A 23594-nucleotide genomic window follows, 5' to 3' on the forward strand; every position below is an offset into this window, starting at 1 on the left:
TCTTCACATGGCGTGGTTCAGGGATCCCGGCGTCAGGACGTCGTACAGGCCGTCTGTCAGGGCGTCGCGAATGGCTGTGACGGCTGCTGTGGGGGTGGCCGTGGCGGCACTCCTTGGATGCAGCCCAGCCAACCCGGGCGGCAGACCCTCGGACAGCGCCGCCTCGGACAGTCCGGCGTCCGGCGCGCGGATCCCGTCCGCCACCGGTTCCGCCGCCTCCCCGCAGGCGACAAAGCCAGGCCCGCCAAAGGAACAACCAGCTGTGCCGAAACCGGCGGGCTCCTCCCGTCCAGCCCTGTCCCCGGAAGCCCAGGCGGAACTTGACCAGCGGCTGATTCTTGCTGCCAAGGCCAATAACGTTCCCCTGGTCAAGGAGCTGATCCGGGCCGGCGGCAACGTCAACGCCAAGGACGCCATCCAGGATTCAGCGTTCCTCTACGCCGGCGCTGAGGGGTTCAACGACGTACTGCGCCTGACCATCGCCAACGGGGCCGACGTGAAAAGCACCAACCGCTTCGGCGGGACGGCCCTCATTCCGGCCAGCGAACACGGCCATGTGGAGACGGTGCGGATCCTCATTGCCGCCGGCGTTCCGGTCAACCATGTGAACAACCTCGGCTGGACCGCCATGCAGGAGGCCATTCTCCTCAATAACGGCGGGCCGAGGCAGCAGGAAGTGGTCCGGCTGCTCCTGGCCGCCGGAGCCGACCCCACCATCCGTGATCCCCAGGGCCGCACGGCCTTGGACAACGCGGAGCGGCTGGGCTTCGCCGAAATCGCCCGGCTGATCCGGGCCCGCAGCTGACTATCTGCTCGCGTGTGCTGAACTGGCCCGGTTTCGGCTGATGAACCTGCGTTGATGCGCTTGCCTGGAGGGGCAGGCGCATCAAAACCGGGCTGGTTCCATACAAGCGGGATCGGAAGGGGCTAGACGGCCTCCAGCACGCTCACGTAGTTGGCGATGCCCACGCCTCCCATGTTTTGCACGGCGGCGCGGCGCGGGTTGGCCAGTTGCATGTCCCCGGCAGTGCCCGTCAGCTGCATGGCGGCAATGACATGCTGTGAAACGCCGGTGGCGCCGACGGGGTGGCCTTTGGCTTTGAGGCCGCCCGAGACGTTAATGGGCAGCTTGCCGTCCTTGAACACCCAGCCTTGCTCGATTGCCTGTGCTCCCTGGCCGGGTTCGGTCAGGCCCATGGCTTCGTACATCAGCAGTTCGGCGATGGTGAAGCAGTCGTGGACTTCGGCGAAGTCCAGCTCTTCGAGCCCGACGCCGGCCATTGCCAAGGCACGCTGCCAGGACACCCGGGTCGCAGCGAAGGCGGTGGGATCGCGGCGTTCTGCCGGGAAGAAGTCGTTGGCATGGCCGAAGCCGGCGAGCCGGACTGGGGCGGTGGCGGCTGCCGCTGGCGATGTGGAGAGCACCACGGCGGCAGCACCGTCGGAGACGGGGGAGCAATCGGTGCGGCGCAGCGGATCGGCCACCAGCGGGTTCTTGTCCGAGACCGTCCTGCAGAACTCCTCGCCGAGGTCCTTGCGCAGTTGGGCGTACGGGTTGTCCACGCCGTTGCGGTGGTTCTTGGCGGCGATGGTTCCGAGGACATCGGATACCGGACCGTAGCGCTTCTCGTAGTGCTTGGCGACGTCGGCGAATAGTCCGGTGAAACCGGTCGTGGAAGCCTGGCCGGCCATGTCGTAGTCCGCTCCGAGGAGGGCCGCGCCCACCACATCGGCCCCGGCATGGGTCATCTTCTCGGCACCGATCACCAGGACAGTCTTGGCCGTGCCAGCCAGGATCGACTTGGCGCCCTGCTGGAAGGCTGCCGACCCGGAGGCGCAGGCATTCTCCACCCGAGTGGACGGCACGTTGGCCAACTGCTCCGAAACCTGCAGGGCCAAGGAGGACGGGAAGGCCAGCGGCATCATGCCGGAGTTGAACTGGCCGAGGTAGATTTCGTCGATCTGGGCGGGCTCGATGCCGGCGTTGGCGATGGCATCGGCGGCGACCTGGACGATCAGCGATTCGAGCGTTTCGTCCGTGAGTTTGCCGAAGCGGGAGTGGCCCCAGCCGGTGAGCAGGACGTCCTTGCCGAACTGATCTTTCAGACTCATGCTGTGGCTCCTTCCAGTGATTCTTCCTGTACGGGTGCTGCTTCAAGGGAGACAGAGAACCAGGCCTCGGTCTTCTCCCGGATCTCCTCCACAGTGACCCCCGGCGCGAGGCGGGTGAGCGTGAGCCGCCGGCCGCCGTCGCCTGTTTCCTGTTCGTTCCTCACAAGATCGAAGACCGCGAGGTCACTGATGATCCGGTCCACCACGCGGAGTCCGGTGAGCGGAAGTGTGCACTCCTTGACGATCTTGGCGGTGCCGTCCTTGGCATTGTGCTCCGTGAGCACCACGACGCGCGGCGTCCCGGCCACGAGATCCATGGCGCCTCCCATGCCCTTCACCATCTTGCCCGGGATGGTCCAGTTGGCCAGATCGCCGTCGCCGGAGACCTGCATGGCGCCCAGGATGGCCACCTTCACGTGCCCGCCGCGGATCATGCCGAAGGAGGTGGCAGAGTCGAAAATGCTGCCCCCCGGCAGGACTGTGACGGTCTGCTTTCCGGCGTTGATAAGGTCGGCGTCCTCCTCGCCCTCGTAGGGGAACGGGCCCATGCCGAGCAGGCCGTTTTCGCTTTGCAGGATCACGCGGACGCCATGCGGCAGGTTGTTCGCCACAAGTGTGGGAATGCCGATGCCGAGGTTGACGTAGTCGCCGTCGTTCAGTTCTTCAGCCGCGATCGCGGCCATCTCATCCCTGGTCCATGCCATCGGGTTCTCCTTGGGGTTTCAAATTTGCGGGGCCTAAGTGTTGGTTCGCGAGGCGGTGGTGCTTTAAGCGGGGAGGGTCTCCACGCGCGGGCGAACGGTGCGCTGCTCGATGTGCTTCGTGCGGTTGCCGGCCTGCACGAGGTGCTGGACGTAGACACCGGGAGTCACGATGTGGTTCGGGTCCAGTGCGCCCGGCTCCACGATCACTTCGGCCTCCGCAATGGTCACCGCACCGGCGGTGGCCGCTACCGGGTTGAAATTCCTGGCCGTGTAGCGGTACATCAGGTTGCCGTCGGTGTCGGCTGTGTGGGCGTGGACCAGGGCGACGTCGGCCCGGATGGCCCGCTCCTGAGCATACGTTTCGCCGTCGAACTCCGCGAGCGGCTTGCCCTCGGCAACCAGCGTACCCACGCCCGTCTTGGTGTAGAACGCAGGGATCCCGGCGCCGCCGGCGCGCAGGCGCTCGGCGAGCGTGCCCTGTGGAGTGAACTCCACCTCAAGCAAGCCCGCAAGGTATTGCTCCGCGAAGAGTTTGTTCTCGCCCACGTAGGATGCAATCACTTTCCGGACCTGGCCCGCCTCGATGAGAATGCCGAGGCCCTTGCCGTCCACGCCCATGTTGTTCGAGACCACAGTCAAGTCACGGACAGCGGAATCCCGCACGGCCTCGATAAGGTCTGCGGGGATGCCGCTCAGGCCAAAGCCTCCGACGGCGAGCGTCATGCCGTCCCGCAGGACACCGTGCAGGGCTTCGGCAGCACCGGGTTTCAGTTTGGACATGGCATCTCCTCGTTGAGTTAGTCATGACTGTGTCCACTTTGTGGACTCGATCTCAGATGTCCTGAGCGTAGGGGTGGTTCTGAGGGGCTGTCAAGGCGCTTGTGCAGCACCTGTGTGGCGGTTCTTACACTGTGGACGGTATGCTTTCAAGCGTCCACAATATGGATGAAATAGGGAGAGACATGAACCAGATGCCGGTCCAAGGAGCCCAGGTGGTGAGCCGTATCGCGGGGCTCTTGCGCATCGTCGGCCGCAAGCCGGAGGGGACTCCGCTGGTGGAGCTGGTGCGGGAATCCGGCCTGACGCGGCCCACGGTTCACCGGCTGCTGACCTCCCTGGCCGCGGAAGGGCTGCTGGACCATGAGGCAAGGACCGGCAATTGGGTCCTCGGCCCGGAGGTCCTGCTGCTCGGATCGGTGGCGTCAGCCCGGTTCCCGCTCGAGGACATCGCCCGGCCGAGCCTGCGCCGACTGGCCGAACAGACAGGTGAGAGCGCATTCTTCTCCATCCGCCGCGGGAACGAGACGGTCTGCCTGCTCCGCGAGGAGGGCAGCTTCCCCGTACGATCGTTCGTGCTCCACGAGGGTGTTCGGTTCCCTCTCGGTGTGGCGTCAGCCGGCACCGCGATCCTGGCCTTCCTGCCCGAGAGCGAACAGGAGCAGATTTTGGCAAGCTGGCCCGCCCATGCCGGCACATTTGCGGAGGGACACACGGAATCGGTGGTCCGGGCCAACGTGAAGCGGACCAGGGAGACGGGCTACTCCGTGAATCCCGGACTCGTGCTGGAAGGCAGCTGGGGCATGGGCGCTGCCGTGTTCGATCAGGCGGGCCGGCCCGCCTGGGCTTTGTCCCTGACTGGAATCGAGCCGCGCTTCCGCGAAGACCGGCAGGAGTTCCTGGGCAGGCTCCTCATGGAAGAGGCGCACCGGATCAGCGTCCAGCTGGGAGCTCCTTAAGCGTGTCACCAGCCGCCGCAGGCTGTTGAGATCACCGGATTCCTGCACCTACTCTTGCACTAAAGTGCCGGACAACTCCAAGGAGCCAGGACCATGAGCACCAGGATCTACTTTGAGGAATACGGCGGTCCGCAGGTGCTCACCGTCGGGACGGAAGAGCTGCCGGATCCCGCCGAGGGGCAGGTCCGGGTGGAATTCCGGGCCGTCGGCGTCAATCCCATGGACTGGAAAATCGTGGCCGGTTACGTAAAACAATGGATTCCACTCGAGTTCCCCGCAGTTCCCGGTTCTGAGGCTGCAGGCGTGGTCACCCAGGTGGGACCGGACTTCGAAGGCTTCGCCGTGGGTGATGAAGTCATCTGGAACGGCACCGTTGGCGGCTACCGCACCGAAGCCCTGGTTTCTGCGGAAGAACTGACCCCCCTGCCGGTGGGGGTCGATTTCGAACAGGCGGCCTGCATCCCCGTGGCCGGCGGGGCGGCTTATTCGGCCCTCAAGCAACTCGAGGTGGGCGAAGGGGACACCATCCTCATCCACGGGGCGGCGGGTGGTGTGGGTTCAGCCGCAGTGCAGATCGCCCAGGCCTTCGGTGCTGCGGTGATCGGCACGGCGTCCGAACCGAACCACGAGTACCTGACAGACCTGGGAGCGCTGCCCGTGATGTACGGCGCAGGGCTGGTCGAGCGGGTCAGGGCCCAAGGCAAGGTGACGGCGGTGTTCGATACGGTGGGCACAGAAGAATCCGTCGCGGCCACGCTGGATTTGCTGGAGGACCGGAGCCGGGCTGTGACCACAGTTCCCGGCGAATCCTCGGAGACGGCGGGAATTGCGAACCTCAGGCTACTCGACGGGCGCGTTGCGGACGTCGCAACCCTGGCGGCCGAAGGCCAGGTCACCTTCACCATTTCGCACCGGATGCCGCTGATCGAAGCGCCTGATGCGCTGGAAATCAGCCGAACCGGCCACGGGCGCGGAAAGATTGTGCTGCTGCCCTAGCTGGATCGCTACTGTCCGGAGCCCTGTCACGGCCCGGAGCCCGGACGGTGCACAGAGCCCTGACGCTTAGAGCCCTACCCGTGGCTCCTCCGGACCCTCGTGCTTCCACCAGGTGTCAAAGATGGAGACCGGGACGGTGCGCTTGTGCCGGGTCCGCATGTACTTTTCCTCGATCAAGGCGGCTGCGTCTTCGGGGATGTCGCGGCCTTCCAGGTAGTCGTCGATCTGGTCGTAGCTGATGCCGAGCTCGTCCTCGTCGGTGCGGCCAGGCTTGCCGTCCAGGAGATCGGCAGTGGGGACCTTCTCCCAGATCCGGGAAGGGGCGCCGAGTTCGGCAAGGAGTGCGCGGTTCTGGCGCTTGTTCAGTCCGAAGAGCGGGACGATGTCCGCGCCACCGTCGCCGTATTTAGTGAAAAAGCCTGTCACGGACTCGGCGCCGTGGTCCGTGCCGATCACGAGGTAGTTGTGTTCGCCGGCCAGGGCGTACTGGGCGATCATGCGCGTGCGGGCCTTCGTGTTGCCCTTGTGGAAGTCGGAGATTCCGTTGCCCACAGTCTTTTCGAACTCGTCCTCGAAGCCGTCCACGGCCGCTGAGATGTTGAACGTCCATTCGGTCTTGGCCTTGATGAAGTCCAGGGCGGCCTGGGCGTCGTCTTCGTCGTGCTGTACGCCGTAGGGGAGCCGGATGGCGACGAAATTGGCCTCCACACCTTCGGCTTCCAGCTCCTCGACTGCCAGCTGGGCGAGGCGGCCGGCCAGGGAGGAGTCAAGGCCTCCGGAAATGCCCAGGACGAACCCCCGGGTGCCCGTTGCCTTGAGGTACTCCTTGAGGAAGGTGACGCGCTTGCGCACCTCCTCGGCGGGGTCGATCCGGGGCTGTACGCCCATTTCTTTGATGATCTTGGCCTGGAGTTCGCGCATGTGCCCAGCCTAGCCAGCCGCATCCGCAACGCTCAACTGTGTTCCGGCCGGCGAGTGTGTTCCTGCCTTGCGCGTCCCTTGGCAGTTTCCGCAGCGAAAAACCTATCCTGGGCCGCCGCCGTCGGGCGTAGCGTGGGTGCATGGAGCGAACAGGGTGCGTAGTGGCCGGCGGCGGGCCTGCCGGCATGATGCTGGGCCTGCTGCTGGCGAGGGCAGGCGTCGAAGTCACTGTCCTTGAAAAGCATGGCGATTTCCTCCGCGATTTCCGCGGCGACACCGTCCACGCGGCGACCATCCGGCTCATAGACGAACTCGGCCTCGGCGGCGCTTTCCGGGAATTGCCACAGAGCCGGCTGCGCAACGTCGCATTCCCGGTGCCGGGCGTCGGCCTGGTGACCCTGGGCGATTTTGCCTCCCTGCGCCCGCCGTATAACTACATCGCCATGATGCCGCAGTGGGACTTCCTCAATTTCCTTGCGCGTGCCGCTGAGGAGGAGCCGAGCTTCACGCTGCTGATGGAGCACACGGCCACGTCCCTGATAGACGACGGCGGCCGGGTCACCGGTGTCCGCTACCGGACCAGTTCAGGAACCGAGGGCGCGATCCGCGCCAGCCTGGTGGTGGCCACGGACGGGCGAAATTCCGCCCTGCGCCAGGCCGCCGGCCTGGTGCCCAAGGAATTCCCGGTGCCGTTCGACACTTGGTGGTTCAAGCTTCCGCGCCACCCCTCGGAGGAGGGTGAAATTGCGGGGATCGTCCCCGCGTTCAAAGGCAGAGAGGCCATGATCGCGCTGTTCCGGGACGACTACTACCAGATGGGGTACATGGGACCCAAGGGGGCGGACGCCCGCATCCGGAGCGAAGGGGTGGAACGCTTCAGGGAACGCGTCGCCGCACTGAGGCCGGACCTGGCGGACCGCGTGGATGCCATCCATTCACTGGATGACATCCACTGGCTTGACGTGCGCCTCAATCGGCTGCGGCGCTGGTATGTGGACGGCATGCTCTGCATCGGTGATGCGGCGCATGCGATGTCGCCCGCCGGGGGAGTGGGAATCAACCTCGCGATACAGGACGCGGTTGCGGCCGCGGCACGGCTCGCCCCCTGCTTGCTGCGGGGCCACGTCGGCCTGCAGGACCTCGAAGCCGTGCAGCGCCGTAGACGGATGCCCACTGTCGTTGTCCAGACAGTCCAGCGGATTATGCACCGCGCTGTCTTTGTGCCGCTGTTTACGGGCCGGAGGGCCGGTGCCCCCGCTTTCCCGCTCTTCGTGGTTCAGCATGTTCCGGCAGCCCGGAAGATCATGCCGCGCATGATTGCCTTTGGGCCACGGCCCGAGCATGCACCAGGGTTTGCCCGCCGGCAGGAACCGCGGGCCGTGCCATAGCTCGGTGCCGTAGCTCGGTGCCGTAGGCAGTGTCATGGGCGGCGTCATAGGACTGCGCATAGCGACGGGCCAGGGGGCCTCTGCACAAGCCGGAGGCGGCGCCTTCACAATCCGCTGAGCCACTAAACTGGACCCCATGACTGCCACCAGTGTTCCTGCAGCAGATGCTGCCGCTGCCCGTGCCCGCCTGCTTGAACTGATCAAGGAACTCGCCGTTGTACGCGGCAAGGTGATCCTCTCCAGCGGGGCGGAGGCCGATTACTACATCGACCTGCGCCGGATCACCCTCCACCACGAGGCCTCCAAACTCGTTGGGCAGGTCATGCTTTCACTGACGGACAACGCCGGGATCGACTTCGAGTGCGCCGGTGGATTGACCATGGGTGCGGATCCGGTCGGCACGGCTGTGATGCACGCGGCCGCCGACGCCGGCCGCACCGTGGACGCGTTTGTGGTCCGTAAGGCGCAGAAGTCCTACGGCATGGGCCGCCAGGTCGAGGGCCCGTCGGTCGAGGGCCGCAAGGTCCTGATCCTGGAGGACACGTCCACCACCGGCGGCTCGGCTCTGACCGCCGTCGAGGGTGTTCGGAAGGCCGGCGGCAACGTGGTGGCCGTTGCCGTGATCGTGGATCGCGACACCGGGGCCAAGGAAAAGATCGAAGCCGAGACCGGTGTGCCCTACCTGTTCGCCTACGGCAAGGACGAACTCGGCCTGAGCTGAGCGGCGGCCCTTGTGGACCGTACTGCCGGCGTGGCCTAGTATTTGCGTACCCGCATCAGATTTCCACCTTGGAGTACCTTCGCCATGCGTACGCCCGATTCCACCCAGAGCAGTAGTCCCCGTGCATTGACCAGCGCTGAGCAGATCCAGAATCTCATCCTGGACAGCGCGGACTTTGAGGCCTTCCTGAACGAGCTTGCGCGCTACTCCGCGCACCAGGTGGCAGGGGACGGTGACGATGCCCTGTGCGGTATAACGCTGCTCCGCGACCGCAAAGCGGCCACCATCGGCTGGAGCAGCGAGTCTGCCCGGGAAGTGGATCAAATCCAGTACTCGCTGTCCCAGGGGCCGTGCCTCACCGCGGCCGAGGAAGAGCGGGAAGTTCATGTGCCGGATCTTCTGGAGGAAAACCGGTGGGGACCGGACTATGCGAATGCTGTGGCATCCCATGGGCTGCGCTCCGTGCTTTCTTTGCCGTTCCATCTGCAGGGTGATGCCAAAGCGGCACTGAATCTGTATTCCGACGCGCCGCACAAATTCAATGAGGTTGCTGCGGCACGTGCCCGCGGCTATACCCGTGAAATCTCGCAGGCCCTGCGCCTGGCCGTCAGGTTTTCCCTTCACACGGACAGTGCCACCAACCTGCGCGCCACGCTTGAATCCCGGACGGTCATCGACATCGCCGTCGGCATCGTCATGGCCCAAAACCGGTGCAGCCAGGAAACAGCCGTGCGCATACTGACCGATGCATCGAGCAACAGCAACATCAAGCTTCGCGACATCGCGGCATCGCTTGTGAACTCGGTCGGCGGCGCTGAGGTGCACACGCATTTCCAGGAGCCCGGGCAGGTGCACGCAGGCTAACTGCTTGTGCGCAGGGCCTGCCCGGGATACGCTGGCCAAGGTTGAGCCGTCGGCCATAGTCACCCATTTATGGAGTACCTATGGACAACCAGCTTAATTCCCGGCTCGATATCGACCGCTCCGCCAGCGCCGTCAGGATCGACATCCGCGGCAGCCTTACCCAGGCATCCCGGCCTGATCTCCTGCGCGAAATTCAGCGTGTCCGGGGCATGGGAATCACCTTCCCAATAACCGTGGACCTGTCCAGTGCCACGTTCGTGGAATCCTCCGCCCTCGCGGGCCTGCGCGTAGATTTGAACGCGCAGGCCATGAACGCCCAAGCCATGAACGCGCAGGCCATGAATGCGCAGGACCCCGGCTTGCAGGATGTGGTTGCCGCCGCTGCAGGAGTGTCCCTGGTGCTCATGGCAGGCAGCGGGCAGGGTGCAGCGGAAGGGGGAAGCCCCACAGCGCTGCCGCATCCGTCGCAGCCAGTTGTTGCTCCGGCACCCTTCAGCCTCCGCCCGCTGTCCAGCTACTCCTCGGCGGAACTGCTCGCGGCAAGCGACTCGATTTTTGAATTGCTGGACGATCCCTCGGGCCGCTGCGGGAATGAACTGCTGGCACAGTACGACGCCATTGGTGAGGAACTCGCCCGGCGTGAACTCTTCGAGGCAACGGGGAAGCAGGCCGCGGGCTGCTGAATCCGCGGCAGGCCGCCAGGTAATTGCCCGCGGCGGTTGAACTGTGCCTAGGGTAGATGAGTGCCGTATGAAGGATCCGCAGGTCCGGAGCCGTCGCCGGGTACAGATGCGACCCGGCTGATCCGTCATGCCTCCGACCTGAAAAGGTTCTCCCGGCGGGCCTTCCTTACGGGGGCAGGAGCGGCGTCGGTTCTGGCTACGGACATGCTGCTGACCCAGCGGGTCCAGACAGAACGCCAGGTCCACAAAGTCCTGGTGGTCGACGACGATTTCGCCCAGAGCTACTTCCCCAATGCCAGCTGGATCCTGTTTCCCGGCTACAAAACCAGCTGGGAGGAAGCGCAGTGGATCCTGAACTCGCTGCGCGGGACACTGCGGCAGCGCGGCCAGCTGGCCGCCGTCGGCTATTCAAATCTCGGGCTGGACATCGACCAAATCGTCATCGCCGTGATCGAGCACGTCCGCGCCAGGAACCTGACCACGCTCTACTTCTACGGCCACAGTTTCGGCGGCATGGTGGCCACGCAGGTGGCGGCCCGCCTGCTCGAACTGCACGGTGTGGAGGTGGCCCTCATCGTGCTGGACTCCAGCCCCTACAGTAAATACGATGTGCTGGACCAGAGCTGGTTCGACGGCGTGGTGTTTCTCTACGAACGGGGGTTCCGGGTGCCCTCGGTGCTGCGCGGCGGCTATGAGCTGGGGGAGCGTGTGGTGCACAAGAACGAGCGCACCTGGCGGCAGATCCTGGACCAGACGCTGGAGCAGCTGTCGCCCATTGCGCCCTCCAGCGTGCTGATTCAGTCAGAATCCGCCTACATCTACCACTTCGATGCCACCCGCTTCGCAGGGCAGATCGGTGATGCCCGCATGGCGTACATCGGGAATCCCCGGGACCAGACGGTCAACTACGAAACGGCGCACCGGTCCTGGGCGCGGACGTTTGCCGCCAATATGGCCTCCTCGGAACTGCAGACCGAAGGGGCGCTTCCGGCGCACGCCAGCCCGGGATGGAACCCCTTCGTCTACCGCCCACTCCTGGCGGACCTGCAGGACCAAATCTTCCCGCTTCCCAGCGGTGGCGGGAGGATGACGCCGTTCTAGCCGTGTGTCAGATCTGGCTCTTCAGGTCCGCCACCGAATTCAGCACCTGGTTGGGGCGGAACGGGTAGGAGGAAATTTCGTCGCGCTGGGTGATGCCGCTCAGCACCAGCACCGTATGCAGCCCGGCTTCCATGCCTGCGATGATGTCCGTATCCATTCGGTCGCCGATCATGGCAGTGGTTTCGGAGTGGGCATCGATCTGGTTCATGGCTGAACGGAACATCATGGGGTTGGGCTTGCCCACGATGTACGGTTCGCGCCCTGTGGCTTTGCTGATCAGGGCGGCGATGGCCCCGGTGGCGGGCATGGGTCCGTCCTTGGATGGGCCCGTGGCGTCCGGGTTGGTGGCGATGAAGCGCGCACCCGCGAGGATCAGGCGGATCGCCATGGTGATCGCCTCGAAGGAGTAGGTGCGGGTTTCGCCGAGGACCACGAAGTCGGGGTTCTGGTCGGTGAGGATGAAGCCGGCCTCATGCAGTGCCGTCGTAAGCCCGGCCTCGCCGATGGTGTAGGCGCGGTTGCCCGAACCGGAGCCCTGGACCTGGTCCTTGAGGAACTGTGCCGTGGCGAGGGCCGAGGTCCAGATGTTTTCTTCCGGAATCTCGAGGCCGGAGGCGCGGAGACGGGCAGCCAGGTCGCGGGGCGTGAAGATGGAGTTGTTGGTCAGCACCAGGAACCGCTTGGACGTGTCCACCCACCGCTGGATCAGTTCCGCGGCGCCGGGAACGGCCTGGTTCTCGTGCACCAGGACGCCGTCCATGTCGGTCAGCCAGCACTCGATCTCCTGCCCGCTCCGGTAAACCGCTGCCGATTCCTGTACCTGGTCTGCCTTCGCCATGTTTTCCTCCGCCGGTGATGAATGCTTTCTCGGAGCCCAGTCTAGTGTTGAGGGGTGACTCAGACGCCCGGGACCCCAGCCGAACACCAGCCGACCGCAGAGGAGACCTCCGAGCCTAAGGCGGAGGTCGGCGTCGGGCCCTGGGAAGGCCAGTGGCCCGAAGGTGACCATTGGGACCCTGACCTCCTCGCCGACGGCGACCGGCGCAACGTGGTGGACAAGTACCGCTACTGGAAGCACGAGGCGATCGTCGCCGACCTGGATGCCAAGCGCCACGACTTCCATATCGCCATCGAAAACTGGCAGCACGACCTCAACATCGGGACCGTGGTGCGCACCGCCAACGCGTTCCTCGCCAAGGAAGTCCATATCATCGGACGACGGCGCTGGAACCGCCGGGGGGCAATGGTCACCGACCGCTACCAGCACGTCCGGCACCACCCCACCGTGGAGGATTTTGTGGCGTGGGCACAGGGGGAGGGGCTGGCCATCATCGGGATCGATATCTTCCCTGATTCCGTGCCGCTGGAAACCTACGAACTGCCCCGCAAATGCGTCCTCGTCTTCGGCCAGGAGGGCCCGGGCCTGACACCGGAGGTGCATGAAGCCGCGGAGGCCACCCTCTCGATTGAGCAGTTCGGCTCCACCCGCTCCATCAACGCGGGATCCGCGGCGGCGATCGCCATGCACGCGTGGGTGCGCCGGCACGTTTTCGGCCAGCACGTCTAGTTCTGCCCGCGCGAGATCGCTTCGCGGCAGTGTTTGCCGCCCGGACTGCTGTTAAGTGTCATCTGGGTGAAGCCCGCGAAGTGTTACCCGCCTGAGTGACCCGAACCACGGCCAGTGCCAAGAAATGACTAGGATGGTTCGTAGCCGACGAGGTTTACTCCAGGGTCAACCCAACCCGCAGACGAAATTCACTTTAGGAGTCAGCATGCCCATTGCAACCCCAGAGATCTACGCCGACATGATCGACCGCGCAAAACAGGGCGGCTTCGCGTTCCCGGCGGTTAACGTCACCTCCTCCCAGACCCTGAATGCGGCCCTGCGCGGTTTCGCCGAGGCCGAGTCCGACGGCATCGTCCAGGTCTCCACCGGCGGCGCGGCCTACTGGTCCGGCGCCTCGACGAAGGACATGGTTGCCGGTTCCCTGGGCTTCGCGGCGTTCGCCCGCGAGGTTGCCAAGAACTACAACGTCAACATCGCCCTGCACACGGACCACTGCCCCAAGGACAAGCTGGACGGCTTCGTGCTGCCGCTGCTGGCCGCTTCCGAGGAAGCCGTCAAGGCCGGCAAGGACCCGATCTTCAACTCCCACATGTGGGACGGCTCCGCTGAGACCCTGGACGAGAACCTGCGCATCGGCCGGGACCTGCTGGCACGGGCTGCTGCGGCCAAGATCATCCTCGAGGTTGAAATCGGCACCGTCGGTGGCGAGGAAGACGGCGTCGAGCACGAGATCAACGAGAAGCTGTACACCACGGTCGAGGACGCCCTGGCCACGATCGAGGCCCTGGGCGCCGGCGAGAACGGCCGCTACATCACTGCCCTGACGTTCGGCAACGTGCACGGTGTCTACAAGCCGGGCGGCGTGAAGCTGCGTCCGGAGATCCTGAAGGACATCCAGGCCCAGGTCGGCGCCAAGATCGGCAAGGACAACCCGTTTGACCTGGTGTTCCACGGCGGCTCCGGCTCCTCGGACCAGGAGATCGCGGACGCTGTGTCCTATGGCGTGATCAAGATGAACATCGACACCGACACGCAGTACGCCTTCACCCGTCCCGTGGTGGATCATATGTTCCGCAACTACGACGGTGTGCTCAAGGTTGACGGCGAAGTCGGCAACAAGAAGACGTACGACCCCCGCGTCTGGGGTGCCTCCGCCGAAGCCGGCCTGGCCGCCCGCGTCGTCGAAGCAACCCAGCAGCTGGGTTCCGCAGGCAAGACCTTCTAAACATGTCTGACGAGTTCCGCAAAAACCTGATGGGTCCTGAGCCCACACTCCTGCCTGCCGAGACTGAGGTCTACGAACAGCTGGAAGCGGGCCAGGAGGCCCTGGACCTCGTGGAGAAGCACCCCACGTCGTCGCTGCTCTGGGCCGTGCTGGCCGAGGAAGCCTGGGCGGAAGGGCGCACGATCGACTCCTACGCGTATGCCCGCGTGGGCTACCACCGGGGCCTGGACTCGCTCCGCCGCAACGGCTGGCGCGGCGTCGGTCCCATCCCGTGGGAGCACGAGCCCAACCGCGGCTTCCTGCGTGCGCTGTACTCGCTGGGTCGCGCCTCGGCGGCCATCAACGAGGCCGAAGAACCGGAGCGCATCGAGAAGTTCCTCAATGACTCGGACCCGAAGGCCAAGGCAGCCATCCAAGGCGAAAACCTCAATTGAATTAAGCACGACGGCGGGCGGTCCCCTTCTCCTTGGAAGGTGACCGCCCGCCGTCGTCATGTCAGCTTTAGCTGGCGGCCCTTTGAAGGCCGGTGCGGGCCATGGCATCCGCGTACACCACGTGCATTTCGTCGAGATACTGCTGCTGGCGGGCAGGCGTGCCGGCGAAGGCCCGTCCGCTCAGCGAGCGGACCTTGTACGTCTTGAGGCCGCGGCGCCACAGCAGGGGCACTTCGGTCTTGAGGAGCATGTTGGCCAGGCGGTTGGCCTCGGTGCCGTGGGCGACGATGACGGACGCGCGGGGGACCAGGGCCAGGAACTTCAGCAGGGGCTTCAGGCCGGCGGAAATCTGGTCGGGGGTGAACTTGCCGTTGGGCTCTCCCGGCACATGCCAGGGATGCACGTTCCACGGCATCACGAACTCGGGCCGCAGCCCCAGCTTCCACTGCAGTCCGAGCATGCGGGTGGCGGCGTCATCGTCGCCGGCCGTGATGAAACCGGACGGCGAGGCTGTGCCGATGTTGGAAAACAGGCTGATGATGCGGCACTCGTCGACGTCGTGCATGGGGTCGACGTAGGGAACCTGGGTGCCAGGCTTTGTGCTCTGCAGGGAGTCGCACAGTTCATTGACAGCTGCGACATTGGGCTCGTAACGGCGGCTCAGGAGTTGTTCACGGAAAGATTCAGTAGCCATGGCTGTCATGTAAGTGCGGTGTCTCCTGCGGGGATCGGTCACGCTGCCGTACCGGAAGCGGGCGCGCCAAGTCCGGGACGATTTGAAATGAGGGTGGATCGATGCCTGATCGATCCTTATCAGTTTAGCAAGCCGCACGAAGCGCCAGTTCCGCTCCTGCTTCCTTGGATGCATCCCAGTAGGTAGACTGGTCTACCTACTACTGCAGCAGCTGAGGACGAGGATGAGCATGCAAGAGGCGGCACCAAAGGGCCGATCACCCCGCGGGCACGCCCGCGAAGCGCTGATCCAGGCGGCCTCGCGGCGCTTTTATGCCGACGGTCTGGCCGGAACGGGAATCGACGCCATTACAGCGGAGGCGGGGGTCGCGAAGAAAAGCCTTTACAACAACTTCGCCTCCAAGGCTGAGCTGGTCACGGCATACCTGAATGCCCGCCACGAGGAGTGGATGGGGCTGTACCGGGCGCGGCTGGACGGAGCAGCCAGCGCCAAGGAACGCGTCCTGGCGGTCTTCGATGCCTATGCGGACCACGCTGACCTCGCGTATGAGCGTGGCTTCAGGGGCTGTGGGCTTCTCAATGCAGCAGCCGAGTTGCCGGCGGGCGATCCCGGCAGGGCTGTGGTCCGGCGCCACAAGGAAGAGGTTGAGGCGTTGTTAGCCGAGCATGTGGCCCAACTTCTCGCGCACTCGCCTCAGCAGGCGGCTCCCCTTGCCCGGCACCTGGCCTTCCTGCTTGAAGGATCTATGGTCCGCGCAGGCCTCGAAGGAAACGACCGGTGTGTCAAGGAAGCCCGCGATATCGCGGCCGCACTGATCGGCGGCGTGTGAGGACCGCCGGCTTTACGGAGAGCACGTGGGGCGCGGGGTTCGTGCTGGTGGCGTCGGTGTTGTGGGGAACAACCGGCACCGCAGCCACCTTCGCTCCGGACGTCAGCCCCCTCGCAATCGGCGCGGTGGCCATGGGACTGGGCGGCCTGCTCCAGGCCGCTGTCGCGGCAGGGCAGATCGGTGTCTTCGCGGCCGCCCTGCGCAGGCAGTGGCCAACAGTGGCACTGGGATCCCTTGCTGTCGCAACGTACCCGCTCGCTTTCTACTCCTCAATGCACCTGGCCGGCGTGGCCGTCGGGACCGTGGTCTCCATCGGTTCGGCTCCCCTCGCCTCCGCCGTGATTGAACGCGTTGTGGACAAGAGCCTGTTCACGCGGCGGTGGGCGGCGGGTGCAGTGCTGGGCCTGTCGGGCGCCGCGCTGTTGTGCTTTGCGGACGCCGGACACGGTGGGTCCGGTCCTACCGCTGCCGGGGGCTGGTCCACGCCCGCCGGTATTGGCCTCGGGCTGGTTGCCGGGCTCACCTACGCCCTCTACTCCTGGGCTGCGCACCGCCTGATCAACACCGGGGTGCCCTCGAGGGCGGTGATGGGGACTGTCTTCGGCATAGGCGGGCTGCTGCTCATGCCTGTGCTGGTGATTACCGGTGCACCGCTGGTGGCCTCCTGGCAGAACATGGCTGTGGGCGTGTACATGGCGCTTGTCCCCATGTTCGCCGGGTACGTGCTGTTCGGCTGGGGGCTGGCCCGTGTCCGCGCGAGCGCTGCCACGACGATATCCCTCGCCGAAACACTGGTGGCCGCCGTCCTGGCTGTTCTGGTTGTCGGCGAACGGCTGCCGGCCTTGGCCTGGGCCGGTGCCGCCCTTGTTACTGGCAGCCTGTTCGTCCTCACGCTGCCTGCCCCCGCGAAACGTTACGGACCGGCCGCACCGGCGGACGGCCCTGACGGTACTTCCGCGGCCGATCGGCTAAACTTGGGTGGTAAGAGCCCCGGAACTCTTGCGCTGAGTCCTGCAGTCAACACCGCGGACGCCGGCGATGAAATTCGGGGCATTCTCATGAACGGCGCTGACCCCGGCCAGTCACCACGGTGATGCAGGCAGGAATCGGCCCGAACGAATGGGGGAGGATCCCATGCCAGCAATCGTGATCGTCGGAGCCCAGTGGGGCGACGAAGGAAAAGGTAAGGCCACCGACCTGCTTGGCGGCCGCGTCGACTACGTCGTCAAGCCGAACGGCGGCAACAACGCCGGGCACACCGTCGTCGTGGGCGGTGAGAAGTATGAGCTCAAGCTCCTTCCTGCCGGCATCCTGAGCCCCAACGCGGTTCCGATCATCGGCAACGGCTGCGTGGTGAACCTGGAGGCCCTGTTCCAGGAGATCGACGGCCTTGAAGCCCGTGGCGCGGACACCTCCAAGCTGCGCGTTTCGGCCAACGCCCACCTCGTGGCTCCGTACCACCAGGTGCTGGACAAAGTCACCGAGCGCTTCCTCGGCAGCCGCGCCATCGGCACCACGGGCCGCGGAATCGGCCCCGCCTACATGGACAAGGTGGCCCGCCTCGGCATCCGCGTCCAGGACGTCTTCGACGAGTCCATCCTTCGCCAGAAGGTGGAAGGCTCGCTGCGCCAGAAGAACGAACTCCTGGTCAAGGTGTACAACCGCCGGGGAATCCTGGTTGATGAGATTGTCAACTACTTCCTGTCCTTCGCGGAACGGCTGCGTCCCCTGGTCATCGACAGCACCCTCGTGCTGAACACCGCCCTGGACGAGGGCAAAGTGGTGCTCATGGAGGGCGGCCAGGCCACGTTCCTGGACGTTGACCACGGCACCTATCCGTTCGTCACGTCCTCCAACCCGACCGCCGGCGGTGCCTCTGTTGGCTCCGGCATCGGCCCAACCCGGATCTCGCGCTCCATCGGCATCATCAAGGCCTACACCACGCGTGTGGGCGCCGGACCGTTCCCCACGGAACTGTTCGATGAAATGGGCGTATACCTGCAGAAGACCGGCGGCGAGTTCGGCGTGAACACGGGCCGCCCGCGCCGCTGCGGCTGGTACGACGCCGTCCTGGCCCGCCACGCTTCCCGCGTCAATGGTTTCACGGACTACTTCGTCACCAAGCTGGACGTCCTCACCGGCATCGAACAGATCCCGGTCTGCGTGGCCTACGACGTCGACGGCGTCCGGCACGACGAAATGCCCATGACCCAGACCGAATTCCACCACGCCAAGCCCATCTTCGAATACTTCGAGGGCTGGACCGAGGACATCACCGGCGCCCGCACGCTCGCGGACCTGCCGGAGAACGCCCGGAACTACGTGCTGGCCCTGGAGAAGCTGTCCGGCACACGTTTCTCCGCAATCGGCGTTGGCCCCGACCGCGACCAGACCATCGTGGTCAACGACCTCATAAACGACTGACACTCCGGCTGCAACGTCACCAGCCCCGACGGCGGCGGGTCACCTTCTAAGGTGGCCCGCCGCCGTCGTGCATCCGGCCTCAAAAAGAATTTCCGTTGCCGCGTAACCTGCGCACCATCCGCTGCGATTACGTATGTGTAAGCGCCGGGCCGGGACTGTCCCCCATCGGCCCCGGCCCGGCCTTCAACCAACCAAAGGATGATTTTTTCTCATGAAGAGTGTTAGCAAGACCACCAAGATTGCTGTCGGCGCCGCCATCATCGCTATCGGAGGTTTCTCCAGCATCGGACTGGCCAACGCAGCCCAGGTAGCCAGCTCGCAGCATGCAGAGGTGACCCCCGCTACGCCCGCCGTTCCGGCCACGCCGGCTGTTCCCTCCACGCCCGAGGTCCCGGAGGTGCCCGCAGTTCCGGCCACCCCCGCCGTTCCCGCGACGCCGGACGCCAAGGCCAAGGCTACCGGCGAGGCTGCTGACGCTGCTGACGCCGCTGTGGAAGCGGACAAGAACGCCGCTAACGCCAAGGTCAATGTCTCGGGCGCCGGTGCAGACGTGAACGCCGCCATCCCCGCCACGCCTGCTGTTCCCGGCGGCGCCGGCGTTCCCGCCACCCCGGCCGTTCCCGCGACCCCGGCTGTCCCGGACGTTTCGGAGAAGGTCGGCACGCCGGCCGCCCCGTCGGTCTCCGCCGATGCCGAGGCCAAGGCTGAAGCAGACGCCGACCTGCCCGAGGCCGGCAAGTAATACGGTCCCTTACGGGATCGCGCAATAGGGCGATCCCCAAATAGGGGTGCGAGGTGTGCGGCGGCTAGGCTTACTACCGCCGCACACCAGCAGTAAGGGAAGGACACTTCTTGGCAGCCCAGCTGACCGATGACGAATTGTCAGCCGCCCTTGCTGGCGACCCCTCCGGCTTCAGCGCTGTCTACAGCACCATTTCCCCCGCCGTTCTCGGTTACTTCCGCGCCCGCGGCGTGGACGACGCCGAAGCCCTGACGCAGGACGTCTTTGTGGATATCCTGCCAAAACTTACCGGTGTCAAGGGCGGCCATACCGGGCTGCGGACGTTCATCTTCTCGGTGGCGCATGCCCGGCTCGTCGATTACCGCCGCCGGTCCGCCAGAACGCCCCAGCTGACCGAATTCGACCCGTCGCAGGACCAGCGGCGGTCCAGGTCCGCCGAGGACGAGGTCCTCGGGTCGCTGGGCGGAATAACCTCCTCGCTTTCGCTGCTCAATGACGAGCAGCGGGAAGTCCTGGTCCTGCGCATTGTCGCGGACCTCTCGGTCGAACAGGTGGCCGGCATCATGAACAAAACCCCCGGAGCCATCAAACAGCTCCAGCGGCGCGGGCTCATTGCCCTGCGCGAACTCGTCAAGGAAAAGGACCACGCAGCATCATGAGTGTCATGCCGACAGGCCGCGAAGACGGAGAGATCCAGGCGATCCTCCTGGATTCCGGGCTCGAAGAGGACGCCGATCTTCGCAGGTCCCTTGAGGAACTGCGCGGGCTGGCCCAGGTTGCTGCCCCAACGCCCCGCGCGGATCTCGCCGCGCTGCTCGCGCCAAGCGTGACCAGCCTGGAACTGCGCCGCCGCAACAGGCAACGAAGGATGGGGATCGTGGTGAGCGCCGCAGTGGTCGGGGCAATGGGCCTTGGCGCGGGCGCCGTGGCAGCCTCCAGCGAGGACTTCCGCCGCAGCGTTGGCCACACCGTGGAGAACATTCTCCAGCCTGCCGGCCGGACCGCGCCCAAGCCCGACACTGCCCCTCCTTCGCCCGCTGACATGCCTCCGGTGCTTGGGTCAACGGGCTCGGCGGTACCTTCAGCGCCGGTCCAGGGGGGAGCGGCCTCGCCGTCGGCACCGGCCGGGGCCGAGCCGGGCCACTCGAATGGTTCAGCTGAGCCTGGTGATGGAAAGCAGATGCAGACTCCGCCTGCCCGGCCTACACACGTGCCCGCTATTCCCGGGAGCGGCGCCGCTCCCAAGTTGCCGTCCAAGCCGCTGCCGTCACTTCCTTCGCTGCCACCGAATGTCCCTGGCGCGGTGCCCAGCGCAATCCCGACCGAGCCTGTCCCCGGGAAGCCCTGATTCGGGCGCAAAAAAGTTCAAAAAACTTTTGGAATCGGCGTAACCTCCGGTGCCCGCCCGTCGATTACCAAAGTGAGGGTGCCGGTCTGGACATTGTCCCCCATCAATGTCCAGGCCGGCACTTTTCTTGTTTGCTGTCCTAATGTAGTTGCCGGGCTAAGTTCCGCGGCCGTTGTAGGGTCGTGGCTACCCAGGGGAGGCGGGTATGGCTTTGGTTGCTGTGCCGGACGGTCTCGTGACGGCTTCGAAGGATTGGCCGCCCGCCACCCCGCGATGACCCGACCGCTTATTGAGAGACGCGACATGATCGCCAGAAAAGGACACGACGGCGCGGTTATCTGCTGGGCCCTTACCCTTCCAACAGGTTGGAGGCTGTTCTTGGTGCACCTATGGGCCGGTATTGATGCCGGAAAAGCCCATCATCATTGCCCGCCCTGCTCAAGCTCTTGGGCAGCGTCCTCGAGCTCGCAGCAGGGGATGAGGTGATCTGGGCAACTGACCTGAACCACGGGGGATCGGCGCTGCTGATCGCCCTGCTTATCGGCCACGGCCAGGAAATCCTCTATATCCCCGGCCGTACCGTGCACCACGCCTCCAAGCTCTACCGGGGTGAAGGCAAAACAGACGCGAAGGACGCCGCCGTCATCGCCGAACAGGCCCGGACGAACCGTGATTTACGGCCTCTGCGAGCCGGTGATGCGACCAGCACCGGGTTGCGGTTCCTCACCGCCCGCCGGGCCGACAAAGCTGTGGACCGGGTCCGGGCGATCAACCGTTTGCAGGCCCAGTTGCTGGAATACTTCCCGGCTCTGGAGCGGGCCTTCGATTACAGCCGGTCCAAAGCCGCCCTGACCCTGCTGACCAACTACCGGACACCCGATGGGATCCGCCGCTCCGGTCAGGCCCGGATCCACGCCTGGCTGAAAAAACACAGTGCCCGCTCCTCGAAAGCCGTCGCCGCCGCAGCACTTGAGGCCGCCAAGTCCCAGCACACCATTGTTCCCGCCCAGCACATGGGGGAGGTGATCGTGGCCGCCCCCGCCAGGGAAATCCTGTCCCTGAACGAGGAACTGGCACAACTCGATGCGATGATCAGCGAAAAAGTCACAGAACACCAGCACACTCAGGTGCTGCTCAGCATGCCCGGATTCGGACCCGTCCTGGCGGCAGAGTTCCTCGGCGCTACTGGCGGGGACCTCACCGTCTTCCAGTCTGCTGGCCGGTTCGCGGGTGTCGCGGGCCTTGCCCCGGCCCCGCGGGACTCAGGCAGGATCACCGGAAACCACCACCGACCCCGGCGTTACGACCGCCGACTGCCAAGGGTCTTTTACCTCTCAGGCCTCTCGGCCCTGAAAACCTGTTCAGCGTCACGGAGTTACTACGACCGCAAGCGCGCAGAAGGAAAATCCCATATCCAAGCAATGCTTTCCCTCGCCCGGCGCCGCTTGAACGTCATCTGGGCCATGCTCCGCGACGGCACCACCTACAACCCAGTCTCTGCCGTCACAACAACTATGGCCGCCTGATGCTGGGCAGGCTGCGGGCATCCAGGGGGCTGGTTTTCCGGCCGGTCAGGGAATGTCATTAGGAGGGTTCGTGGCGGTCGATTCAGCGGGACGGGTGCTCGACCTCGGCGCTGTACGTTCCTGGTGCCAATACGTGCAATGTTCAGCGGGTTGCGCTTGCTGACACAGTAGTTCAACTCATCGCAAATCGTTGCGGGCGCACGAAGTCCAAGCCTTCGAAGGATCGTTTCCGCAGTGCTTCGTAGGCGGCGATTTCGCCGAATCCGGTGGCGTTTTTGAAGCCGCCGCCAGAGAACCCGGTGGCGCAGTAGATTCGGCTCCCTTCGTTGATCCGGCCCAGCAGCGGATGCCCGTCCTTGGTGAAAAGGTCGGGGAACGCGTCGGTGCGGACGATGTTGGGGTACAGGCCGGGGAAGAACTCCGTGACGGTTTCGGTGGTCTCGGTGATTTCCGCTACGGTGAGCTCGCGTGGCACGGCGCCCGGGTCGGGGGTCGGCTTGCCGCGGCCGTCCAGGGTTGCCTTCACGGTCACGCCGTCGACGGCGGGTGCCCCGTACATAGAGCGGTCCTCGTACATCCTGCTGAAGGTGGGGAATTTTTCCGGGGTGAATTCCGCGCCGTCGCGGGCGACGAACCAGCTCAGGAAGATCCGTTTGGTCTGGGTTGCCGCTTTGAGGTAGTCGGGCATGAGCTTCTGGGACCAGCCGCCGGAGGAGACGATGACGTTCTCGAAGGTCCAGGACTTCTCACCCGAGGTGATGACGACGCCGTCCCCGGTTTCGGTGATGCTGTCGATCGGGGTGTTCGTCTGGACTGTTGCCCCGTTGGCCTGGGCTGCTGCGACCGCCGCCGTGACGGCACGGTCGGTGCGCAAGGCACCGGCGTTGGGGTCATAGACGGCGATATCGTCTTCGCGGAGGTTGTGCTGCGGGTAGCGTTCGGCCATGGCCTCGCGGCTGAGGATTTCGTGCTCGGCGCCGTTGGTCCGGGTGGTTTCCAGCAGGGCCGAGAGGTAGGCGCCGTCTTTGGTGCCGATCGAGAGCCCGCCGCAGCGGGTCAGGATGTTCTGGCCGGTTTCGGCTTCAAGCTCGGCCCAGAGGCTGCGGGAACGTTCCAAGATCGGGTAGAGGTCGGGGTTGCCGCGGTAGATCATGCGGAACAGGCGGGTGTCCCCGCCCACGGCACTGCGGCCGTGGGCGGGGGTTGCGGCCTCGAACCCGGTGACAGAGTCGGACAGGCGGGAGGCCTGCCACAGCGCCATGCTGCCGATGCTGCCCAGGCCAATGACGGCGAGTTTTCCGTCCATAGTCGTGCCTTTCTTTCCTTGCTGGATTGCTTTCAGTGATGCTCGAGATTCATGGCCCAGGGAGTGGGTCTGCGCACTATTCGTGAAGTCCGGCGAGCCTGCTGCCGAATTTGGCCAGTAGTGAGGTCTCGGTGGAATCCCTGCGCTCTTCCCACTGGTCGGCAACTCCGAATAGGCGGTACATGCTGTGAACTCCCAGCCAGCGAAGGGGCTCGGGCTCCCACTTCGGTGCGCGGTATCCCACCCAGGGAAGTGACGTTCGTTCTGTCTTCC

The 23594-nt window shown here is 65.2% G+C and carries 25 protein-coding genes and 2 pseudogenes; 18 read left to right on the forward strand and 9 right to left on the reverse strand.

Features of this window, described 5'->3' with window-relative positions; translation table 11 throughout:
• Positions 1-3: 3 nt before the first annotated feature.
• On the reverse strand, positions 4-204 hold the full coding sequence (locus ACIP90_RS05775; protein WP_400577653.1) for a hypothetical protein: 201 nt from the start codon (positions 202-204) through the stop codon (positions 4-6).
• A 58-nt stretch (positions 205-262) separates the two neighbouring features.
• On the opposite strand from ACIP90_RS05775, the gene ACIP90_RS05780 reads away from it, so the two are divergent.
• Positions 263-805, forward strand: coding sequence for an ankyrin repeat domain-containing protein (locus ACIP90_RS05780; RefSeq protein WP_400577654.1), 543 nt, complete (start codon positions 263-265; stop codon positions 803-805).
• A gap of 122 nt (positions 806-927) precedes the next feature.
• Here the strand turns inward: ACIP90_RS05780 and ACIP90_RS05785 are convergent, their stop codons facing one another.
• From ACIP90_RS05785 to ACIP90_RS05795, 3 genes are all read right to left on the reverse strand, one after another.
• Entirely contained in the window at positions 928-2112 is a 1185-nt protein-coding gene (locus ACIP90_RS05785) for an acetyl-CoA acetyltransferase (protein ID WP_400577656.1), read from the reverse strand.
• A complete protein-coding gene (locus ACIP90_RS05790; RefSeq protein WP_400577658.1) occupies positions 2109-2816 on the reverse strand; it encodes a CoA transferase subunit B in 708 nt (235 codons plus the stop codon). Before ACIP90_RS05790 ends, ACIP90_RS05785 begins: the two co-directional genes overlap by 4 nt.
• 63 nt (positions 2817-2879) lie before the next feature.
• A complete protein-coding gene (locus ACIP90_RS05795; RefSeq protein ID WP_400577659.1) occupies positions 2880-3596 on the reverse strand; it encodes a CoA transferase subunit A in 717 nt (238 codons plus the stop codon).
• Between the two features lie 182 nt (positions 3597-3778).
• Between ACIP90_RS05795 and ACIP90_RS05800 the strand changes: the two genes are divergently transcribed.
• Positions 3779-4552, forward strand: coding sequence for an IclR family transcriptional regulator (locus ACIP90_RS05800; RefSeq protein WP_400577660.1), 774 nt, complete (start codon positions 3779-3781; stop codon positions 4550-4552).
• Positions 4553-4645: 93 nt separating this feature from the next.
• A complete protein-coding gene (locus ACIP90_RS05805; protein ID WP_400577662.1) occupies positions 4646-5548 on the forward strand; it encodes an NADP-dependent oxidoreductase in 903 nt (300 codons plus the stop codon).
• Positions 5549-5614: 66 nt separating this feature from the next.
• On the opposite strand, the gene nadE is transcribed toward ACIP90_RS05805, so the two are convergent.
• Positions 5615-6469 carry an ammonia-dependent NAD(+) synthetase gene (gene nadE, locus ACIP90_RS05810; protein WP_400577663.1) on the reverse strand — a complete coding sequence of 285 codons (855 nt, stop codon included), beginning with the start codon at positions 6467-6469 and terminating at the stop codon, positions 5615-5617.
• Positions 6470-6609: 140 nt separating this feature from the next.
• Between nadE and ACIP90_RS05815 the strand changes: the two genes are divergently transcribed.
• The 5 genes from ACIP90_RS05815 to ACIP90_RS05835 all read left to right on the forward strand — a co-directional run bounded on the left by ACIP90_RS05815 (position 6610) and on the right by ACIP90_RS05835 (position 11226).
• Positions 6610-7857, forward strand: a complete 1248-nt coding sequence (locus tag ACIP90_RS05815; protein ID WP_400577665.1) for an FAD-dependent oxidoreductase — start codon at positions 6610-6612, stop codon at positions 7855-7857.
• A 136-nt stretch (positions 7858-7993) separates the two neighbouring features.
• Positions 7994-8578 (forward strand): orotate phosphoribosyltransferase, encoded by a 585-nt coding sequence (gene pyrE / locus ACIP90_RS05820; RefSeq protein ID WP_400577666.1) that lies wholly within the window; start codon positions 7994-7996, stop codon positions 8576-8578.
• 84 nt (positions 8579-8662) lie between these two features.
• Positions 8663-9442, forward strand: coding sequence for a GAF and ANTAR domain-containing protein (locus ACIP90_RS05825; RefSeq protein ID WP_400577667.1), 780 nt, complete (start codon positions 8663-8665; stop codon positions 9440-9442).
• An 80-nt stretch (positions 9443-9522) separates the two neighbouring features.
• A complete protein-coding gene (locus tag ACIP90_RS05830; RefSeq protein WP_400577669.1) occupies positions 9523-10125 on the forward strand; it encodes a hypothetical protein in 603 nt (200 codons plus the stop codon).
• A 60-nt stretch (positions 10126-10185) separates the two neighbouring features.
• Positions 10186-11226: a thioesterase domain-containing protein gene (locus ACIP90_RS05835; protein WP_400577671.1), complete on the forward strand. Its 1041-nt coding sequence runs from the start codon at positions 10186-10188 to the stop codon at positions 11224-11226.
• Between the two features lie 7 nt (positions 11227-11233).
• On the opposite strand, the gene ACIP90_RS05840 is transcribed toward ACIP90_RS05835, so the two are convergent.
• Positions 11234-12064, reverse strand: a complete 831-nt coding sequence (locus ACIP90_RS05840; protein WP_400577672.1) for an HAD-IIA family hydrolase — start codon at positions 12062-12064, stop codon at positions 11234-11236.
• Positions 12065-12118: 54 nt separating this feature from the next.
• On the opposite strand from ACIP90_RS05840, the gene ACIP90_RS05845 reads away from it, so the two are divergent.
• The 3 genes from ACIP90_RS05845 (at position 12119) to ACIP90_RS05855 (ending at position 14452) form a co-directional block, all read left to right on the forward strand.
• On the forward strand, positions 12119-12793 hold the full coding sequence (locus ACIP90_RS05845) for a TrmH family RNA methyltransferase (protein ID WP_400577674.1): 675 nt from the start codon (positions 12119-12121) through the stop codon (positions 12791-12793).
• 205 nt (positions 12794-12998) lie between these two features.
• Positions 12999-14018: a class II fructose-bisphosphate aldolase gene (gene fbaA / locus ACIP90_RS05850; protein ID WP_400577676.1), complete on the forward strand. Its 1020-nt coding sequence runs from the start codon at positions 12999-13001 to the stop codon at positions 14016-14018.
• A 2-nt stretch (positions 14019-14020) separates the two neighbouring features.
• The gene (locus ACIP90_RS05855; protein WP_400577677.1) at positions 14021-14452 is read left to right on the forward strand and encodes a DUF3151 domain-containing protein; all 432 of its coding nucleotides are present in this window, start codon (positions 14021-14023) and stop codon (positions 14450-14452) included.
• Between the two features lie 67 nt (positions 14453-14519).
• Here the strand turns inward: ACIP90_RS05855 and ACIP90_RS05860 are convergent, their stop codons facing one another.
• Positions 14520-15155, reverse strand: coding sequence for a uracil-DNA glycosylase (locus ACIP90_RS05860; protein ID WP_400577678.1), 636 nt, complete (start codon positions 15153-15155; stop codon positions 14520-14522).
• A 214-nt stretch (positions 15156-15369) separates the two neighbouring features.
• Between ACIP90_RS05860 and ACIP90_RS05865 the strand changes: the two genes are divergently transcribed.
• From ACIP90_RS05865 to ACIP90_RS05895, 7 genes and pseudogenes are all read left to right on the forward strand, one after another.
• A complete protein-coding gene (locus ACIP90_RS05865; protein WP_400577679.1) occupies positions 15370-15975 on the forward strand; it encodes a TetR/AcrR family transcriptional regulator in 606 nt (201 codons plus the stop codon).
• Positions 15972-17069 (forward strand): DMT family transporter, encoded by a 1098-nt coding sequence (locus tag ACIP90_RS05870; RefSeq protein ID WP_400577681.1) that lies wholly within the window; start codon positions 15972-15974, stop codon positions 17067-17069. Before ACIP90_RS05865 ends, ACIP90_RS05870 begins: the two co-directional genes overlap by 4 nt.
• 40 nt (positions 17070-17109) lie before the next feature.
• Positions 17110-18399, forward strand: coding sequence for an adenylosuccinate synthase (locus ACIP90_RS05875; protein ID WP_400577683.1), 1290 nt, complete (start codon positions 17110-17112; stop codon positions 18397-18399).
• A 211-nt stretch (positions 18400-18610) separates the two neighbouring features.
• On the forward strand, positions 18611-19141 hold the full coding sequence (locus tag ACIP90_RS05880) for a hypothetical protein (protein ID WP_400577684.1): 531 nt from the start codon (positions 18611-18613) through the stop codon (positions 19139-19141).
• A gap of 110 nt (positions 19142-19251) precedes the next feature.
• Positions 19252-19800, forward strand: coding sequence for an RNA polymerase sigma factor (locus ACIP90_RS05885; RefSeq protein ID WP_400577686.1), 549 nt, complete (start codon positions 19252-19254; stop codon positions 19798-19800).
• A complete protein-coding gene (locus ACIP90_RS05890; protein WP_400577688.1) occupies positions 19797-20489 on the forward strand; it encodes a hypothetical protein in 693 nt (230 codons plus the stop codon). Before ACIP90_RS05885 ends, ACIP90_RS05890 begins: the two co-directional genes overlap by 4 nt.
• Positions 20490-20867: 378 nt before the next feature.
• Positions 20868-22015, forward strand: a pseudogene (locus tag ACIP90_RS05895) (IS110 family transposase).
• 172 nt (positions 22016-22187) lie between these two features.
• On the opposite strand, the gene solA reads toward ACIP90_RS05895, so the two are convergent.
• Both solA and ACIP90_RS05905 read right to left on the reverse strand, forming a co-directional pair.
• Positions 22188-23321 (reverse strand): N-methyl-L-tryptophan oxidase, encoded by a 1134-nt coding sequence (gene solA / locus ACIP90_RS05900; protein WP_400577690.1) that lies wholly within the window; start codon positions 23319-23321, stop codon positions 22188-22190.
• A gap of 76 nt (positions 23322-23397) precedes the next feature.
• Positions 23398-23594 (reverse strand): annotated as a pseudogene (locus tag ACIP90_RS05905) (FAD-dependent oxidoreductase); the annotation flags it as partial.

It is taken from the genome of Arthrobacter sp. NPDC093139, from assembly GCF_044754165.1.
Taxonomy (GTDB): domain Bacteria; phylum Actinomycetota; class Actinomycetes; order Actinomycetales; family Micrococcaceae; genus Arthrobacter.

What these genes read in the sequence shown, in the direction of transcription:
- ACIP90_RS05785 (WP_400577656.1), bottom strand. Translation starts at nt 2,112, where the DNA reads ATGAGTCTGAAAGATCAGTTCGGCAAGGACGTCCTGCTCACCGGCTGG.
- ACIP90_RS05790 (WP_400577658.1), bottom strand. Translation starts at nt 2,816, where the DNA reads ATGGCATGGACCAGGGATGAGATGGCCGCGATCGCGGCTGAAGAACTG.
- ACIP90_RS05795 (WP_400577659.1), bottom strand. Translation starts at nt 3,596, where the DNA reads ATGTCCAAACTGAAACCCGGTGCTGCCGAAGCCCTGCACGGTGTCCTG.
- ACIP90_RS05800 (WP_400577660.1), top strand. Translation starts at nt 3,779, where the DNA reads ATGAACCAGATGCCGGTCCAAGGAGCCCAGGTGGTGAGCCGTATCGCG.
- ACIP90_RS05805 (WP_400577662.1), top strand. Translation starts at nt 4,646, where the DNA reads ATGAGCACCAGGATCTACTTTGAGGAATACGGCGGTCCGCAGGTGCTC.
- nadE (WP_400577663.1), bottom strand. Translation starts at nt 6,469, where the DNA reads ATGCGCGAACTCCAGGCCAAGATCATCAAAGAAATGGGCGTACAGCCC.
- ACIP90_RS05815 (WP_400577665.1), top strand. Translation starts at nt 6,610, where the DNA reads ATGGAGCGAACAGGGTGCGTAGTGGCCGGCGGCGGGCCTGCCGGCATG.
- pyrE (WP_400577666.1), top strand. Translation starts at nt 7,994, where the DNA reads ATGACTGCCACCAGTGTTCCTGCAGCAGATGCTGCCGCTGCCCGTGCC.
- ACIP90_RS05825 (WP_400577667.1), top strand. Translation starts at nt 8,663, where the DNA reads ATGCGTACGCCCGATTCCACCCAGAGCAGTAGTCCCCGTGCATTGACC.
- ACIP90_RS05830 (WP_400577669.1), top strand. Translation starts at nt 9,523, where the DNA reads ATGGACAACCAGCTTAATTCCCGGCTCGATATCGACCGCTCCGCCAGC.
- ACIP90_RS05840 (WP_400577672.1), bottom strand. Translation starts at nt 12,064, where the DNA reads ATGGCGAAGGCAGACCAGGTACAGGAATCGGCAGCGGTTTACCGGAGC.
- fbaA (WP_400577676.1), top strand. Translation starts at nt 12,999, where the DNA reads ATGCCCATTGCAACCCCAGAGATCTACGCCGACATGATCGACCGCGCA.
- ACIP90_RS05855 (WP_400577677.1), top strand. Translation starts at nt 14,021, where the DNA reads ATGTCTGACGAGTTCCGCAAAAACCTGATGGGTCCTGAGCCCACACTC.
- ACIP90_RS05860 (WP_400577678.1), bottom strand. Translation starts at nt 15,155, where the DNA reads ATGACAGCCATGGCTACTGAATCTTTCCGTGAACAACTCCTGAGCCGC.
- ACIP90_RS05865 (WP_400577679.1), top strand. Translation starts at nt 15,370, where the DNA reads ATGAGCATGCAAGAGGCGGCACCAAAGGGCCGATCACCCCGCGGGCAC.
- ACIP90_RS05875 (WP_400577683.1), top strand. Translation starts at nt 17,110, where the DNA reads ATGCCAGCAATCGTGATCGTCGGAGCCCAGTGGGGCGACGAAGGAAAA.
- ACIP90_RS05880 (WP_400577684.1), top strand. Translation starts at nt 18,611, where the DNA reads ATGAAGAGTGTTAGCAAGACCACCAAGATTGCTGTCGGCGCCGCCATC.
- ACIP90_RS05890 (WP_400577688.1), top strand. Translation starts at nt 19,797, where the DNA reads ATGAGTGTCATGCCGACAGGCCGCGAAGACGGAGAGATCCAGGCGATC.
- solA (WP_400577690.1), bottom strand. Translation starts at nt 23,321, where the DNA reads ATGGACGGAAAACTCGCCGTCATTGGCCTGGGCAGCATCGGCAGCATG.